We start from the raw sequence: 15156 nt of genomic DNA on the forward strand, positions 1-15156 counted from the left end.
GCCCCTCCAGCGAAAGGAAACCCGTGCGAAGGTTCATCCCCTGGATCTACCTGCTCCCAGCTCTGGCGCTGCTGGTCGCGTTCACCTACATCCCCGTCGGCAGCATGGTCGGCTACAGCTTCACGGACTGGGACGGCCTGAGCGACGACCCGGCGTTCGTCGGCGCCGAGAACTACGTGGAGCTGTTCACCCGCCCCGAACTGTTCCAGGTGTTCTTCGTCAGCCTGTACTACCTCGCGGCCGCGGCCGTGCAGATCGCGCTCGCCCTGTACTTCGCGTTCATCCTGAGCTTCAAGCTGCGGCTGCGGAACCTGTTCAAGGGCATCCTGTTCTTCCCGTACCTGATCAACGGGGTCGCGGTGTCGTTCGTGTTCCTGTACTTCTTCCGCCCGCACGGCACCCTCGACTCGGTCCTGGCCATGTTCGGCGCGCACCCGGAGAAGCTCTGGCTGGGCGACCCGGACCTGGTCAACTGGTCGCTGTCCGGGGTCTCGGTGTGGCGGTTCACCGGCCTGACGTTCGTGCTGTTCCTGGGCGCGATCCAGTCGATCCCGGGCGAGCTGTACGAGGCGGCCGAACTCGACGGCGCGAGCCGCTGGCAGATCTTCCGGCACATCGTGGCGCCCGGCATCCGCCCGATCATCAGCCTCAGCGTGATCCTGGCCGTGTCCGGGTCGCTGTCGGTGTTCGAGATCCCGTTCGTGATGACCGGCGGCGCGGGCGAGAGCAAGACCTTCGTGATCCAGACCATCAAGCTCGCCTTCCAGTTCAACAAGACCGGGCTCGCCTCGGCCGCCGCGGTCGTGCTGCTCGTCATCGTGCTGCTGGTCACGTGGTTGCAGCGGCGGCTCGTACCGGATGAAAGGACCGACCTGACGTGAAGCTCGGCGCGTTTCTGCGGTACACCAGCCTCGTCATCGCGTCCGTCGTGGTGCTGCTGCCGCTGGTGACCGTGTTCCTGACCTCGCTCAAGACGCCGCAGGAGATGGCGACGGGCGACACCCTGGCCCTGCCGCACGACTGGCTCAACTTCGACAACTACGCCACGGCGTTCACCAACGGCCGGATGCTCACCGGCTTCGCCAACACCGCGCTCATCCTGCTGGTCTCGGTGGTCGGCACGGTGCTGGCCGGCACCCTCGCCGCGTACGCGCTGGACCGCTTCCACTTCCGGTTCAAGCGCCTGGTCGTCGGGGCGTTCCTGGTCGCCACCCTGGTCCCCGGGGTCACCACCCAGGTGGCGACGTTCCGGGTGATCGACACGCTGGGGCTGTTCGACTCGCGGTGGGCGCCGATCCTGCTGTACATGGGGACGGACATCGTGGCGATCTACATCTTCATGCAGTTCATGCGCGGCATCCCGATCTCGCTCGACGAGGCCGCCCGCCTCGACGGCGCCTCCACGTTCAAGATCTACCGGTCGGTCATCCTGCCGCTGCTCAAGCCCGCGATCGCCACGGTCGTCATCATCAAGGGCATCTTCGTGTACAACGACTTCTACATCCCGTTCCTGTACATGCCCTCGGAGGGGCTGGGGACGATCTCCACGTCGCTGTTCCGCTTCAAGGGCCCGTTCGGCGCGCACTGGGAGACCATCTCGGCGGGCGCGGTCCTGGTCATCCTGCCCACCCTTATCCTGTTCCTGCTGCTCCAGCGCTTCATCTACAACGGCTTCACCAGCGGAGCGACGAAGTGACCAGGCGGAGCACCACGTGACGGGGCAAGGACAACCGTGAAACGCCCGACCATCAGCGACATCGCCGAGGCCGCCGGGGTCTCCATCGGCGCGGTCTCGTTCGCCCTGAACGACCGGCCCGGCGTGTCGGCCCAGACCCGCGAGCGCATCCGGGCCATCGCCGACGAGATGGGCTGGCAGCCCAGCGCCGCCGCGCGCAACCTCTCGGCGGCCCGGGCCGAGGCGATCGGCCTGGTCATCGCCCGGGACGCGGCCACGCTGGGAGTCGAGCCGTTCTACATGAAGTTCATCGCCGGGCTGGAGACCGAGCTGTCCGGGACCGGCACGGCGCTGGTGCTGCAGGTCGTCGGCGACCACGAGCGGGCCATCGAGGCCCTGCGCGGGCTGTGGGCGGCCCGGCGGATCGACGCCACCATCCTCACCGACCTGTGGGTCGACGACAGCCGGGTCGCGGCACTGGAGAAGCTGGGCCTGCCGGGGGTTCTGGTGGGGCATCCGTCGGTACGCCCGGCCGGCTCCACCATCCCCGCCGTGTGGAGCGACGACGCGGCCGCGCTGACCGAGGCCGTCGGCTACCTGGCCGGCATCGGGCACCGGCGCATCGCCCGCGTCGGCGGTCTCGTGTCGCTTTCACACACGCACATCCGCACGGCCGCGTTCCGGGCCGCGGCCCACCAGCACCGCCTGGCCGCGGCCGAGGTGGTCGACACCGACTACACCTGGGAGGCCGGCGCCTGGGCGACCGAGCGCCTGCTGACCGCGGCCGAACCCCCGACGGCCATCATGTTCGACAACGACATCATGGCCACGGCCGGCCTGCACGTGGCCCGCAAGCTGGGCGTCGACGTCCCGGGCCGGCTCTCGATCGTGGCCGGCGACGACTCCCAGCTGTGCGAGATGGCGTACCCCGCGTTGAGTGCACTGGCCCGCGACATCCACGCCTACGGCGCGAACACGGCCCGCATCCTGCTCGGCGGCCTGCCCGGCGACTATCAGGACGCGACCCCTCGCCTGCTGCTGCGCGACAGCATCGCGTCACCGCCACGAAACTGAACCGGTTAGGCTTCGTCCCATGGCGGTGGGGCGGCGGCCGACGATGAGCGACATCGCGCGGCGCGTCGGCGTGTCCCGGGTCGCCGTGTCGTACGCGCTCAACGGGCGTCCCGGCGTCTCCGACGACCTGCGCGAGCGGGTCCGCGAGGTGGCCGAGGAGCTCGGGTTCACCGCGCACCGGGCCGCCGTCGCCCTGCACGGGAGCGCCGCCGCCGACGTCGTCGGGCTCGCGCTGCGCCGGACCTCGGCCGCCCTGCGCAGCGAGGTGTTCCGGCGCCAGTTCATCGCCGGGTTGCAGATGGAGTTGTACGCCCGCAGCTTCGGCCTCGCGCTGCAGTTCGTCGAGCACGTCGACGAGGAGGTCGCCATCTACCGCCGCTGGCACGCCGAGCGCCGGGTCGACGGCGTGGTGCTGTGCGACCTGCGGGTGGACGATCCGCGGCTGCCGGCGGTACGAGAGCTGGATCTTCCGGCGGTGGTGGCCGGCGGCTCCGGCGAGCTGCCCGGCGTGGCCAACCTGTCCACGGACGAGCACGCGGGCGCGGCCAAGGTCGCGGGGCTGCTCGCCGCGCTCGGGCACCGCCGGGTCGCCCGGGTGAGCGGCCCGGCCGGGCTGGCCCACACGGCGGCCCGCACGGCGGCGCTGGCGGCGGTCCTGCCCGGCGTGCAGACCGTGGCCGCCGACTACACCGGCGAGGCGGCCGCGCAGGCGACCCGGCGCATCCTCGCGGGGCGCGACCGGCCGACGGCGATCGTGTACGACAACGACCTCATGGCCCTCGCCGGCCTCGGCGTCGCGGCGGAGATGCACGTCCCCGTCCCGGGCCAGGTGTCGATCCTGGCCTGGGAGGACTCCCCGCTGTGCCAGCTGGTGCACCCGGCCCTGACCGTGCTGCAGCGCAACATCACCGACTACGGCATGCGCACCGCCCGGCTGCTGTTCGAGCTGCTCGACGGCCGCCCCGCGCGCAGCGTCCGCTACGGCAACGCCGCGCTCGTCGTCCGCGACAGCACCGGGCCCGCGCCGGCGTAGGTCAGCGGGACGTCCACCCGCCGTCGATGAGCATCACCTCGCCGGTGACGAGCGAGGCGGCCGGGGAGACCAGGAACAGCACGGCGCCGGCGACCTCCATCGGCTCCCCGAGGCGGTGCAGGGCGGCGATCCGCTCCAGGACCTCGGCGCGGTTGGCCGGCTCGGCCAGGTAGTCGGCGTTGCCCGGAGTCTCCACGAACGTCGGCGCGACCGCGTTGACCGTGATGCCGTGCGGGCCCCACTCGATGGCCAGGCAGCGGGTGAGGTGCGCGATCGCGGCCTTCGTCATGCAGTACACCGCCTCGCCCGGCAACGCGACCGCGCCCGCCTGCGAGCCGAGGTTGACGATCCGGCCGTACCCCTGCCGGATCATGACGCGGCCGGCCGCCTGGCTGGCGAAGAACGTGCCCTTGAGGTTCACCGCCAGGGTGTGGTCGAAGTCGGCCTCGGTGACGTGCTCGGCCGGGTTGCCGGGCGCGATGCCGGCGTTGTTGACCAGGATGTCGAGCCGGCCGAAGCGCTCCACGACGGCGTCGACGGCGGCGCGGATCTGCTCCGGGCTCGCCATGTCCATCTGCAGCGGCAGCACCCGGCGGCCCAGGGCCTCGATCTCGGCGGTCAGGCCGGCGTCGGCGGACGCGTCGCGCAGGCCGATGGCCACGTCGGCGCCCGCGTTGGCCAGGGTCAGGGCGATGGCCCGGCCGATGCCGCGCGCCGCGCCGGTGACGAGGGCGGTCCGGCCCGGGATCTCGAAACTGGGAAAGTCGGTCATCCGGCCAGCGTAGAGCCCTTGCTCGCTTCAGCATGTATTGACATCGATGCGGAAGGAGTCCTAGTGTCGTCCGCACTTACTCGGTTCAGCAGAACTGAAAGGAGTACCAGTGCGCAAGGCCATCGCCGCCGCGGCGATCCTGCTCGCCGCGATCGTCGGCACCCCCGCCCCCGCCCAGGCCTTCCCCGCATCCACCCGTTCGGCGCTCGTGTCGTACCTGTCCGGCATCTCCGGGCAGTACACGATCACCGGGCAGCACAACCGCGAGCCCAACTCCGACCCGACCAAGTGGACCCGGGTCGCCCAGGGCATCACCGGCCAGACGCCGGGGCTCTGGGGCGGTGACTTCCTGTTCGCGAGCTCGGACGTCGGCGCCCGCCAGACGATGGTGTCCGAGGCCATCCGCCAGTGGCAGGGCGGCTCGCTCGTCGCGCTGACCTGGCACATGTGCCCGCCCACGGTCGGCTCGACCTGCGGCTGGGACAGCAACGGGGTGCTCAGCCACCTCTCCGACAGCCAGTGGAGCCAGCTCGTCACCGACGGCTCGGCGCTCAACACGGCGTTCAAGAACCGGCTCAACGAGGCCGTCCCGTACCTGCGGCAGCTGCAGAACGCCGGCGTGCCGGTGCTGTTCCGGCCGGTGCACGAGATGAACGAGGGCTGGTCGTGGTGGGGCGGGCGCCCCGGCGCGAACGGCAGCCGCAAGCTGTTCCAGATCGTCCACGACTACTACGTGGGCCAGGGCCTGTCCAACCTGGTCTGGGTGTGGAACGTCAAGGACGTCAACATGGGCTCGCTGGCCGACTACTGGCCGGGTGCGTCCTATGTGGACGTCGCCACGCTCGACATGTGGGTGAAGCTCGCCCCGAGCGCGAGCGACTACCAGGCCATGCTGAACGTGGCCGGGGGCAAGCCGATCGCCCTGGCCGAGGTCGGGCAGGTGCCGAGCGTGGCGCTGCTCAACGCCCAGCCGCGCTGGACGTACTTCATGGTGTGGGCGGAGTACCTGCAGGACCCGGGGTACAACACGAACGCCAATGTGCAGAACACGTACTTCAACAGCCGCGTGCTCGTGCGCGGCGAGTTCACCGTGCCCGGCGGCAGCACCCCGCCCGCCGGCGGGACGGGCCCGATCAAGGGGCTCGCGGGCAAGTGCCTCGACGTCGCCGCGTCGGGCACGGCGAACGGGACGAAGATCCAGCTGTACACCTGCAACGGCACCGGCGCCCAGAACTGGACGGTGGGCTCCGACGGCACGGTCCGCGCGCTCGGCAAGTGCCTGGACGTGGCCGGCGGCACCAACGCCGACGGCACCAAGGTCCAGCTGTGGGACTGCGCCGGCAACGGCCACCAGCAGTGGACACGCGCCGGGCAGACCCTGGTGAACCCCGAGACCGGCAAGTGCCTCGACGTCACCGGGCAGAACAGCGCCGACGGCACCCAGATCCAGATCTGGACCTGCAACGGCCAGACCAACCAGAACTGGACCCTGCCGGCCTAGCTTCTCAGGCGAACGACGGGGCGCCCGGGGCCACCAGCTCCAGTCCGGCCGCGGGGGCCGGGCGCCCCAGCAGGAACCCCTGGACCCGGTCGCAGCCGAGGTCGCGCAGCAGCGCCGCGTGCTCCTCGGTCTCCACGCCCTCGGCCACGGTGACCAGGCCGAGGCTGCGGGCCAGGTCCACGATCGCGCGGACGAGCGCGGTCTGCCCGGCCACGTCGTCGCGGCTGTGCGGCAGGAACGAGCGGTCGATCTTCAGCACGTCGATGGGCAGGTCGCGCAGGTAGGCCAGCGACGAGTACCCGGTGCCGAAGTCGTCGATGGCGACCCGCACCCCGATCGCGCGCAGCGCCGTGAGGTGCGCGATCGTCTGCTCGGCCTGCGGCCCGGCGCCGACCAGCACGCCCTCGGTGATCTCGATGGTGAGCGCGTCGCCCGGCAGCCCCGAGGCGGCCAGCGCGGCGTGCACCCGGGCCACGAAGTCCGGCTCGGCCAGCTGCCGCGGGGAGACGTTCACGCTCACGCCGACGCCGGTGTCGAGGTACCAGCCGGCGGCGTCCACGCAGGCCCGGTTGAGCACCCAGTCGCCGAGCGCGACGATCAGCCCGCTCGCCTCGGCCGCCGGGATGAACCGGTCGGGGCCGATCGGCGCGGAACCGGGCGGGCACCAGCGCACGAGGGCCTCCACGCCGACGGTACGGTCCCCGTCGAGCGCGACGATCGGCTGGTACCACACCGCCAGCTCGTCCGCGGCCAGGGCGGCCCGCAGCCGCTCGGCGGTCCGGCTGCGCTGCAGCTGCTGGTCGCGCAGCTCCTCGTCGAAGCCGACGACCCGGTCCTTGCCCGCCGCCTTGGCCGCGTACAGGGCCACGTCGGCGTCGGCGAGCACGGTGGTGGCGCTGTACTTCGCGGTGAAGGCGCGGGCACCGGCGGTACCGGAGACGAACAGCTCGGCGCCGCCGACCTCGACCGGGCGGCGCAACTCCGCGAGGAGCCGCTCCCCGCGGGCCAGCAGGTCCGGCTCGGCCACCTGCGGGCACAGCAGCGCGAACTCGTCGCCGCCCAGCCGGGCCAGGGTGTCGCCCGGGCTCAGCAGGCTCTCCAGCCGGCGGGCGACCTCGACCAGCAGCGCGTCGCCGGTCGGGTGGCCGAAGCGGTCGTTGACGTCCTTGAAGCCGTCGAGGTCGAACAGGATCAGGCCGCCGCCGTCGCCGCCGGCCAGCAGCTCGGTGAGCCGGTCGTCGAGCAGCCGCCGGTTGGGCAGGCCGGTGAGGGCGTCGTGCAGGGCGTGGTGGCGCAGCAGGGCCTGCATCTGCGACTGCTGGTGCAGCGCCGCCCGCAGGTCGTGGGCCCGGCGCTGCTCGACCCGCCCGGCGTGGCCGAGCCGGATGACGAGCAGCACGGCGGACAGGGCGGTCGGCACCAGCGGTACCGCCACGTCGACCACCTCCAGCCCCCGCCCGCCGAGCTCGCGCAGCAGCGACCAGCCGGTGGCGACGGGGCCGATGAGCACGACGATGCCGTAGATCACGGTGCCCCACCGCGACGAGGACGGCCGGGCGTCGGCCGGGGGTTGCGCGGCCGAGGGGTGCAGCACCGATGCGCACATGAACACGTAGGTCGCGGACCAGCCGGCCGAGGTGATGCCGGAGCCGGCCCAGGCGCCGCCGAGCGAGGCCGAGACGAAGTACAGCACGTCGGAGGTGAGCAGGCAGGCCGCCCCGCCGAGCAGCAGCAGGTGGGTCGCGCGCAGCGTCCCGGCGGCGACCACCATGCGCACCGCGGTGGCCAGGATCAGCAGGTCCAGGGCGGGGAAGATGGCGATGCTGAAGTCGACCGAGTGCGCGGGCCGGTCGCGGACGAACGGGTCGTACAACAGGACCCAGGTGACGACGACGGCGGTGCACAGCGCCACGCCCGCCTCGGTGAACCCGGCCAGCGCGGAGCCGTAGCGGCGCACGATGGGCTGGCCGAGCATGCCCGCGGCGATCAGCGGGTACATCGCGAAGTACGTGGCGTCGATCCAGCGGATCCCGGCCCCGGTGCCGCCGAGCCCGATCGCGACCGCCCAGGAGAAGTTCGCGGTCGCGGCGCAGGTCATCGCGGCGACCATGCACCACCAGGCCCGCCGCCGGGCGATCCGGTCCGCGCGCAGCTGGCGCACGATGACGACGATGGCCACGATCCCGCCGATCGCGTAGACCAGCTGCCGGGCGAACGAGGGCAGGTACGGAGCCAGAACGGCGGCCGGAAGCCCGCCGGCGATGTACCAGATCCACGCCCGCATGCCATTACTGTCCCGGCCGCCGGGTGCAGCCGCGTTGCCCGGCCGGTGCCTTCTATTGTTCGGCCATGGGGGAATTGTTGTGGTCGTCCGTTCCGGCACCCGTCCGCACCGCGACGCAGACGCGGCTGGGCAGCGCGATCGTCGCCGTCTCCGACGTCGCCGGCGGGTTCTCGGAGGGCGCGGCGGCGCGGCTGAGCCTGGCCGACGGCCGCGACGTGTTCGTCAAGGCCACCGCGCACGAGGCGGTGCGCGACTTCCATCGGCGGGAAGGGGCGATCGCGGCCGGGCTTCCTTCGACGGTACCGTCGCCGCCTCTGCTGTTTTCCTTTGAACACGATGCGTGGGTGGTGCTGGCCTTCGCCTTCGTCACCGCGAGGGCCGCGCGGCCGGCGGACCTGCCGCGGGTCCTGGACGCCGCCACCAAGATGGCGCTCGTGCTGACGCCGGCGCCGCTGCGACCGCCGACCCGGCCCCGGCTGGCCGGCTCCTCGCCGTGGCCGGGCGACACGCTGCTGCACGGCGACCTGTACCTGTTCAACGCGCTCATCGGGCCGTCGCAGGTGTACATCGTGGACTGGGCGCACGCGTGGGTCGGGCCGATCTACGGCGACGTGCTGATGCTCATGGCCGGTTCGCCCGAGGCGGAGTCGCTGTGCGCCGCGAACCCGCTCACCCGGGACCTGCCGCCGTCCGTCATCGACGAGTTTCTCGCTGCCCACGGCGGCTTCCTGATGAACCTGGCCGCGGCCGCCTCGGCCCCCGGTCTGGCCGCGATGGCCGAGTCACTCGGACGGGCGTCGCTGGGCTGGCTTTCACGGAGACCGTACAGTGCTACGTGATAGTGTTGGGTGCCATGGTGTTCAAGAAGATGCTCGCCGCCTTCGGGGTCGGCGGACCGAGTGTCGACACGGTGCTCGACACCCCTGCCGTCCAGCCGGGCGGCTTCATCGACGGCCACGTCCACATCCAAGGCGGGGATCGTGACGCCCGCATCGAACACGTCGTGCTCGCCCTCGCCACGCGCCTGGACAACCGCGCCGGCGCCGAGCTGACCCGCACCTCGGTGGCCGACAACTTCACGGTCGCCGCGGGCGCCACCGAGCGCATCCCGTTCCGCCTGTCGGTGCCGTGGGAGGCCCCGATCACCACGGTCTACGGCCAGCAGCTGCGCGGCATGGTCATGGGCGTCGTCACCTCCCTCGAGGTGTCGGGCGGCCGCGACCAGGGCGACCTCGACCCGGTGTCGATCACCCCGCTCCCCGCGCAGCAGGCGATCCTGGACGCCTTCGCGGAACTGGGCTTCCGCTTCAAGAGCGCCGACGTCGAGCACGGCGTCATCCACGGCGTGCCGCAGCAGCTCCCGATCTACCAGGAGATCGAGTTCTGGCCGCCGCAGCAGTTCGCTGGCCGCATCAACGAGGTCGAGCTCACCTTCGTCACCAACCCGCACGGCGTCGAGGTCATCCTGGAGTTCGACAAGCGCGCCGGCGCCTTCGGCCACGGCGGCCACGACACGTTCAGCCGCTTCAGCATCGGCCACGACCAGGTCGCGGGCACCAACTGGACGCAGGCGGTGGAGGGCTGGATCCGCCAGGCCTCGGACCGCCACTTCTCCTCGATGCAGTCCATGCACGGCGGCTACGGCCACGGCGGCCACGGGTACGGCCACGGCGGCCACCGCGGCGGCGGCATGGGCCTGGGCACCGTGGTGGCCGCGGGCGCCGCGGGCGTGGTCGGCGGCATGGTCGCCGGCGAGATCATCGACGAGGTCTTCTTCGACGACGAGGGCGGCGGGGACTTCGAGTAGCGCTCGCCCGGGCCAGGGCCTCCTCGGCCTCGGCCACGATCCGGGCGACGAGATCGGTGGCCGGGAGGACGTCGGTGATCAGGTCGACGCCCTCCCCCGCCCAGACCGGCAGCGGCGGCACCACACCTCGCTCGACATCCGCCGCGTACGCATCCCGCGCCTCGGCCGCCGCCGCCGGATCGTCGCGGTAGCGGTCCAGATAGGGACTGCCCAGGGTCCGCGCCGCGTACTGCGCCGGCCACTGCGACCCGCGCACGATGTCGAGCACCCGGCTGCGCTCGGTCTCGTCGCCGCGCCCGTCGAGCAGGGCCTTGGTGATCGCCGGGTCGACGAGGGCCTCCGGCGTGGCCTGGAAGCGGGTCCCGATCAGCGCGCCCGCCGCCCCCAGGCACAGCGCCGCCGCCAGCCCGCGCCCGTCGGCGATGCCGCCCGCGGCCAGGACCGGGACCGGCGCGACGAGGTCCACGACCAGCGGTACGAACGGCAGCGTCGACCGCCCCCGCACCGACCCGTGCCCGCCGGCCTCGGTGCCCTGCGCCACGATCGCGTCCGCGCCCAGCTCCAGCGCGCGCCGGGCCTCCTCCAGCGTCGTGACCTGCAGGATCAGCGTGGCACCGGCCGCGCGGACCGGCGGGATGAACGCGCTCGGGTCGCCGAACGAGAACATGATCGCCCGCGCGCCGTGTTCCAGCACCCGCTCCACCGCGCCCGCCCCGACCGCCCAGGTCAGGAAGCCCGCGCCCCACGGCCCGCCCGACGCCGCGACGAGCGGCAGTTCCCGGGCGAGCCAGTCCGGGTCCCCGCCGCCGGCGCCGAGCAGTCCCAGCCCGCCGGCCCTGGTCACGGCACCCGCGAGCGCCCCGCCGGCCGATCCGCCCATGGGAGCAAGCGCGAGCGGATGTGGTACCCCGAGCAGCTCCGTGAACGCCGTTCGCACGTCAGCCCCGCACGGCCGTCGCGAGCATGTGCGAACTGGCGGCGACCAGCGAGCGTTCGGTTGAGTACAAGCGCGCAAGTTCCAGCGCCGCAGTGAACACGGACGCGGCGTGCGGGCCGTCCAGCGCCGCCTCGGCCGCCGTCCACAGTGGACCCTCCACGCCGTGCAGGACCGCGCCGGGCAGCCCGGCGTCCGTGCACTCGGACAGGAGCTCCTCGGGGCGGTGGAAGTACGCATGGGTGAAGCCGAGCTCCGGATCGTTGCGCCCGTCGTGCACAAGCGAGCGGGCCTCGTCGAGCGCTCGCGCATCGAAGCGGCCCGTCGCGGCGAAGTCGAGCGGGCCCGCGAACCGGGCGATGACGGCCGCCGCGAGCACGCCGCCGGGGCGGGTCACCCGGGCCGCCTCGCGCAGGACGGCGACCCGGTCGGCGCGCTCGTGCAGGTGGTACAGCGGCCCGAGCACCAGCACCGCGTCGAACGAACCGTCCGCGAAGGGCAACTCGCGCGCGTCGCCGACCGAGGCCTCGATCGGCGGGTCGCCGGCCCGCGCCTGCTCGACGTGGGCCGGCACCAGGTCGACGAGCCGCACCCGGTGCCCGGCCCGGGTCAGCTCGCGCGCGTACGCCCCGGTGCCGCCGCCCACGTCAAGGACGAAGGCGCCCGGCGGGAGCAGCTCGTGCAGCACTTCGAGGGTTCGCGTCCACTCCAGGCGGGCCTGCGGGCGCCGGTCGAGACGCTCGTCCTCGCGGTACTGCGACGTGTAGTACTGGACGATGTCCTCGGTCGTCATGCCGCCGACCCTAGATCAGCGCAGCCGGGAGGTGCGCGCCATTTCCCCGCCCGATCTGGCGAGGCGTTCGGCGGGGTCGTCGACACGTCCATCGACCTCGCCGTGGGGCGGCTGCAGACCATGCGCGAGCGCCGGGCGTTCCTGCGCAGCACCGAGCAGATCGCCGAGGCGGTGTCCGACCAGTTCGCGCCGCTGATCGCGAAGGAGTGCGGGGACCTGGACGACGGCGAGCGGATCGCCGCGGCGCTGGCCGTGCGGGACCGGCTGACCCTGGCCCGGCTCACCGACGCGGACCTGTTCGCGGCCGACCTCGACGCCGGCTTCCTGCGCCACCACGTCGAGGCGGCGACGGCGCGGGTGCTCGACGCCGCGGGGCTGTCCGACGGGGCGGCCCGGCTGCACCAGGAGCTGCTGCGCGAGGCGTGCCGGACGCTGGACTGGCTCACGCTCGACGGGGCGGGTGCCGCCGCTGGGGCCGCTCGGGGCGGTCCGGCAGCTGCGCTCGGTGCGCGTCGACGGCGACACCGGCGAGGACGCAGGTGCGATCCTCGCCGGTATGCCGTGGTTGCAGGAGCGCTAGCGGAGGCGGGTGAAGCGGTCCTGTTCGTGGTTGCAGGAGCGTTAGCGGAGGCGGGCGATGCGGCCCTGTTCGCCCGAGGCCCAACACACGCCGGCGGCGCAGGCGACCGAGTCGAAGCTGCCGGTGTCGAAGCGGGTCCAGGTGCGGCCGCCGTCGCGGGTCCAGTCGCTGCCGGTCGGGCCGACCGCGTAGGCGGTGTCGTCGTGGCCGTTGCGCCAGGCCGCGCCTGAGCGATATTCGCCGGGTACGGTGCGCGCGACCGTCCAGGTGCGCCCGCCGTCGCGGGTGGTGGCGGCGCCGTCCGGGGCCGTGGTCGGGGCCGCGTAGTCGCCGCCGACCGCGAGGCCGTGGGTGCGGTCGCGGAAGGCCAGGGAGTAGATGCCGGCCGAGGGGCCGGACGGCAGCGGGGTGGTCGCGACGGTCCAGCGGCGGCCGCCGTCGGTACTGTGGAAGACGCGCGAGGACGCGCCGCCGCCCGTGGCGAACCAGGCGTCGCGGCCCGCGGCGACCAGGCAGGTGCCGCTGGCGGCGAAGGCGAACTCGCCGTCCAGGGCGGGCGGCAGGTCGGCGGCGAGCGGGGACCAGTGCCGGCCGCCGTCGTTCGTGGCGAGCAGCTGGAAGTGGCCGTTCACGGGGTCGCCGAGCGCCAGGCCGTGGCGGCGGTCGGAGAACGCGAGGCAGTCGTAGAACGCCGCCGGGTCGGTGTTGCGGTACGTCTCGGTCCAGCTGCGGCCGCCGTCGTCAGTGAGGTACACCCGGGAATCCTCACCATTGCCGATGGACAGGATCGCGGCGTGGTGGGCGTCGAAGGCCTCGATGTCGCGGAACTGCAGCGCTTCGGTGCCGGGCGGGCCGACGGAGCGCCAGGTGCGGCCGCCGTCCGCGGTGCGCACGACGGTGCCCTCCGTGCCCGAGGCCCAGGCGACCCGGTCGCTGACCGCGGACAGGCCGCGCAGCCGGGCGGTGGAGCCGGTGTCGAGCAGCTTCCAGGACGGTGCCTCGGGCCGGCCGAAGCCGCCGGTCGTGGCGACGACGGCCAGCCCGAGGACGATCGCGACGATGCGATTGGTCATATCGATGAACTTAGGGAGTCCAGGCTCCCGAGACAACCCAGCTCACGTCGTCGGACCACAGTGCGGTGGCGTCCCACGTGTGCGAGCCGCCGTTGGTCGCGATGTACAGCAGGTTGTTGTAGTGCCGCACGTACGCGGTCGAGAAGTTGAGCGATCGCAACGACGTACCCTGTCCGTTCTTGCCCGTCTCCGTGCAGAACGTGGCGTCCTGCGCGAACAGTGCGCTGCCGTCGTTCGCCTGCAGCGAGATCTGGTAGTTCTGGTGCCGCAGGTACTGCCCGGACGTGTTCCTCGACTCGAACGAGTAGCACGAGCCGTTGCCCAGCCCCGCGCGCACGATCCACGACGCGTTCGCCTTGTCCGTGGCGGAACTGGACGAACTGACCACCGCGGTGTTCACGGCGGCGCCGGAGTGGCTGATGTACCGCGTCGTGCAGCACGCCGTGGTGGCCCGCAGCGAGATGCTCGAACCGACCGTCAGGCCGCCCGTGCCCGTCCCGGACGTGCTGTAGTTCGCGGCCACGATGTTCGCCTGGACCGAGTTCTCGGTTGCGTCGGACGGATAGCCGGAGGTCATGACGCCCTCGTAGAAGGTGCCAGCGGCGCCGACGCTGTTGTCGCCGCCGATGCCGAGGATGATCGCGCCCTCCTTCTTCATCGGGTTGTACCCGGCCACGTTGGGCCGCGCGCCGTTGTAGAAGGTGCCGAGGCTGCCGGACTGGGCGTTGCCGCCGCGGATCGACCAGTGGTTCGGCTCGCCCTTGACGATCGCGGTCAGGAACCGGTGGCTGATCGTCGGGTCGCCGGAGTTGTTCTTCTGGTTGAAGCCGGAGAACAGGCCGTTCTCCAGGTCGGCCATGATCCACGGGCCGTTGCCGGCGCCGGTGCCCCAGACGTTGTTGCTGCCGAAGTAGATGGCCTCCATGGTGCCGTTGCCGTTGTCGCGGCTGTTGCGCTCGGCGTTGCCGTAGTCGAAGCAGCATCCGCCGTTGTAGTGGGTGCCGTCGAAGATGGCGTACATGCCCTCTGGCTGGTCGCCGGTCGCGACGCCGTTCGTGTTGTTGTTGCGGTAGCCGGTGCCCGGGGCGACGAACACGCCGTACACCTTGTGCCCGCCGATCGTCGCCGGCGCGGCGGTGGCGTTGGCGAGGTTGTCGTAGCCGCCGGCCGCCGGGCCCTGGAAGCCGCCGGGCGGGGCCTGGGTGAGCCGGTTGTTGCGGCCGGACTGATCGTAGATGATCGTGATCAGGCAGGACGTGTTCGCGCAGAAGGCGTCCTGGGTGGCGGCGTTGGCGTAGCTGCCCGCGCTGACCGGCGCGATGTCCTGGGTGGCGTTGTCCGAGGCGCGGCGGACCTGGTACAGCGGGCCGGTGTAGCTGCCGTAGAGGGCGCGGGTGGTGCTGTGGGCGGCGACGCAGGGCGTGCCGCCGGCGGCGTAGATGTCGCACGGCTGCGACGTGGCCGCCTCCGAGGTGCCGGCGTGCACGAGTGCGCCGGTGATGAGCGCGCTCACAAACACGGCCGCACCGATGGCCTTACGCATGGATGAGAACCTCTTCCGTTGGCGGAACGGATACAGGCATCTATGTGAGCGCTCACATGGCCAGATTGTCAAGCACCAGGCATGAAC

General features: G+C 72.3%; 13 protein-coding genes and 1 pseudogene. 8 read left to right on the forward strand and 6 right to left on the reverse strand.

Annotated elements, in window-relative coordinates; genetic code table 11:
- Positions 1-23: 23 nt before the first annotated feature.
- From ACQPZ4_RS32000 to ACQPZ4_RS32015, 4 genes are read left to right on the forward strand one after another with little or no spacing between them, the layout of a single operon-like run.
- Complete coding sequence (locus ACQPZ4_RS32000; RefSeq protein WP_433043714.1) at positions 24-881, forward strand: carbohydrate ABC transporter permease; 858 nt, start codon at positions 24-26, stop codon at positions 879-881.
- A complete protein-coding gene (locus tag ACQPZ4_RS32005; RefSeq protein WP_433043717.1) occupies positions 878-1696 on the forward strand; it encodes a carbohydrate ABC transporter permease in 819 nt (272 codons plus the stop codon). Before ACQPZ4_RS32000 ends, ACQPZ4_RS32005 begins: the two co-directional genes overlap by 4 nt.
- 36 nt (positions 1697-1732) lie before the next feature.
- Positions 1733-2749 (forward strand): LacI family DNA-binding transcriptional regulator, encoded by a 1017-nt coding sequence (locus tag ACQPZ4_RS32010; protein ID WP_433043720.1) that lies wholly within the window; start codon positions 1733-1735, stop codon positions 2747-2749.
- 19 nt (positions 2750-2768) lie between these two features.
- Positions 2769-3782 carry a LacI family DNA-binding transcriptional regulator gene (locus ACQPZ4_RS32015; RefSeq protein ID WP_433043723.1) on the forward strand — a complete coding sequence of 338 codons (1014 nt, stop codon included), beginning with the start codon at positions 2769-2771 and terminating at the stop codon, positions 3780-3782.
- Between the two features lies 1 nt (position 3783).
- Here the strand turns inward: ACQPZ4_RS32015 and ACQPZ4_RS32020 are convergent, their stop codons facing one another.
- A complete protein-coding gene (locus ACQPZ4_RS32020; RefSeq protein WP_433043726.1) occupies positions 3784-4554 on the reverse strand; it encodes an SDR family NAD(P)-dependent oxidoreductase in 771 nt (256 codons plus the stop codon).
- Positions 4555-4663: 109 nt separating this feature from the next.
- On the opposite strand from ACQPZ4_RS32020, the gene ACQPZ4_RS32025 reads away from it, so the two are divergent.
- Positions 4664-6055 (forward strand): lectin, encoded by a 1392-nt coding sequence (locus tag ACQPZ4_RS32025; protein WP_433043728.1) that lies wholly within the window; start codon positions 4664-4666, stop codon positions 6053-6055.
- A gap of 4 nt (positions 6056-6059) precedes the next feature.
- Here the strand turns inward: ACQPZ4_RS32025 and ACQPZ4_RS32030 are convergent, their stop codons facing one another.
- Positions 6060-8339: a putative bifunctional diguanylate cyclase/phosphodiesterase gene (locus tag ACQPZ4_RS32030; protein ID WP_433043731.1), complete on the reverse strand. Its 2280-nt coding sequence runs from the start codon at positions 8337-8339 to the stop codon at positions 6060-6062.
- Between the two features lie 65 nt (positions 8340-8404).
- On the opposite strand from ACQPZ4_RS32030, the gene ACQPZ4_RS32035 reads away from it, so the two are divergent.
- The gene (locus ACQPZ4_RS32035) at positions 8405-9178 is read left to right on the forward strand and encodes a hypothetical protein (RefSeq protein ID WP_433043734.1); all 774 of its coding nucleotides are present in this window, start codon (positions 8405-8407) and stop codon (positions 9176-9178) included.
- A gap of 14 nt (positions 9179-9192) precedes the next feature.
- Positions 9193-10146 carry a sporulation protein gene (locus ACQPZ4_RS32040; protein WP_433043737.1) on the forward strand — a complete coding sequence of 318 codons (954 nt, stop codon included), beginning with the start codon at positions 9193-9195 and terminating at the stop codon, positions 10144-10146.
- On the opposite strand, the gene ACQPZ4_RS32045 is transcribed toward ACQPZ4_RS32040, so the two are convergent.
- Together ACQPZ4_RS32045 and ACQPZ4_RS32050 are read right to left on the reverse strand one after the other, a co-directional pair.
- Entirely contained in the window at positions 10097-11083 is a 987-nt protein-coding gene (locus ACQPZ4_RS32045; protein WP_433043740.1) for an NAD(P)H-dependent flavin oxidoreductase, read from the reverse strand. The genes ACQPZ4_RS32040 and ACQPZ4_RS32045 overlap by 50 nt on opposite strands.
- A gap of 1 nt (position 11084) precedes the next feature.
- A complete protein-coding gene (locus ACQPZ4_RS32050) occupies positions 11085-11873 on the reverse strand; it encodes a methyltransferase domain-containing protein (RefSeq protein ID WP_433043743.1) in 789 nt (262 codons plus the stop codon).
- Between the two features lie 120 nt (positions 11874-11993).
- Between ACQPZ4_RS32050 and ACQPZ4_RS32055 the strand changes: the two are divergent.
- Positions 11994-12245: pseudogene (locus ACQPZ4_RS32055) on the forward strand (hypothetical protein); the annotation flags it as partial.
- 249 nt (positions 12246-12494) lie between these two features.
- Here the strand turns inward: ACQPZ4_RS32055 and ACQPZ4_RS32060 are convergent.
- Complete coding sequence (locus ACQPZ4_RS32060; RefSeq protein WP_433043746.1) at positions 12495-13526, reverse strand: WD40/YVTN/BNR-like repeat-containing protein; 1032 nt, start codon at positions 13524-13526, stop codon at positions 12495-12497.
- 10 nt (positions 13527-13536) lie between these two features.
- Complete coding sequence (locus tag ACQPZ4_RS32065; protein WP_433043749.1) at positions 13537-15069, reverse strand: alpha-L-arabinofuranosidase B; 1533 nt, start codon at positions 15067-15069, stop codon at positions 13537-13539.
- Positions 15070-15156 lie beyond the last annotated feature (87 nt).

The organism is Dactylosporangium sp. CS-033363, from assembly GCF_050942475.1.
Classification (GTDB): Bacteria; Actinomycetota; Actinomycetes; order Mycobacteriales; family Micromonosporaceae; genus Dactylosporangium.

What these genes read in the sequence shown, in the direction of transcription:
- ACQPZ4_RS32015 (WP_433043723.1), top strand. Translation starts at nt 2,769, where the DNA reads ATGGCGGTGGGGCGGCGGCCGACGATGAGCGACATCGCGCGGCGCGTC.
- ACQPZ4_RS32020 (WP_433043726.1), bottom strand. Translation starts at nt 4,554, where the DNA reads ATGACCGACTTTCCCAGTTTCGAGATCCCGGGCCGGACCGCCCTCGTC.
- ACQPZ4_RS32030 (WP_433043731.1), bottom strand. Translation starts at nt 8,339, where the DNA reads ATGCGGGCGTGGATCTGGTACATCGCCGGCGGGCTTCCGGCCGCCGTT.
- ACQPZ4_RS32035 (WP_433043734.1), top strand. Translation starts at nt 8,405, where the DNA reads ATGGGGGAATTGTTGTGGTCGTCCGTTCCGGCACCCGTCCGCACCGCG.
- ACQPZ4_RS32040 (WP_433043737.1), top strand. Translation starts at nt 9,193, where the DNA reads ATGGTGTTCAAGAAGATGCTCGCCGCCTTCGGGGTCGGCGGACCGAGT.
- ACQPZ4_RS32050 (WP_433043743.1), bottom strand. Translation starts at nt 11,873, where the DNA reads ATGACGACCGAGGACATCGTCCAGTACTACACGTCGCAGTACCGCGAG.
- ACQPZ4_RS32060 (WP_433043746.1), bottom strand. Translation starts at nt 13,526, where the DNA reads ATGACCAATCGCATCGTCGCGATCGTCCTCGGGCTGGCCGTCGTCGCC.
- ACQPZ4_RS32065 (WP_433043749.1), bottom strand. Translation starts at nt 15,069, where the DNA reads ATGCGTAAGGCCATCGGTGCGGCCGTGTTTGTGAGCGCGCTCATCACC.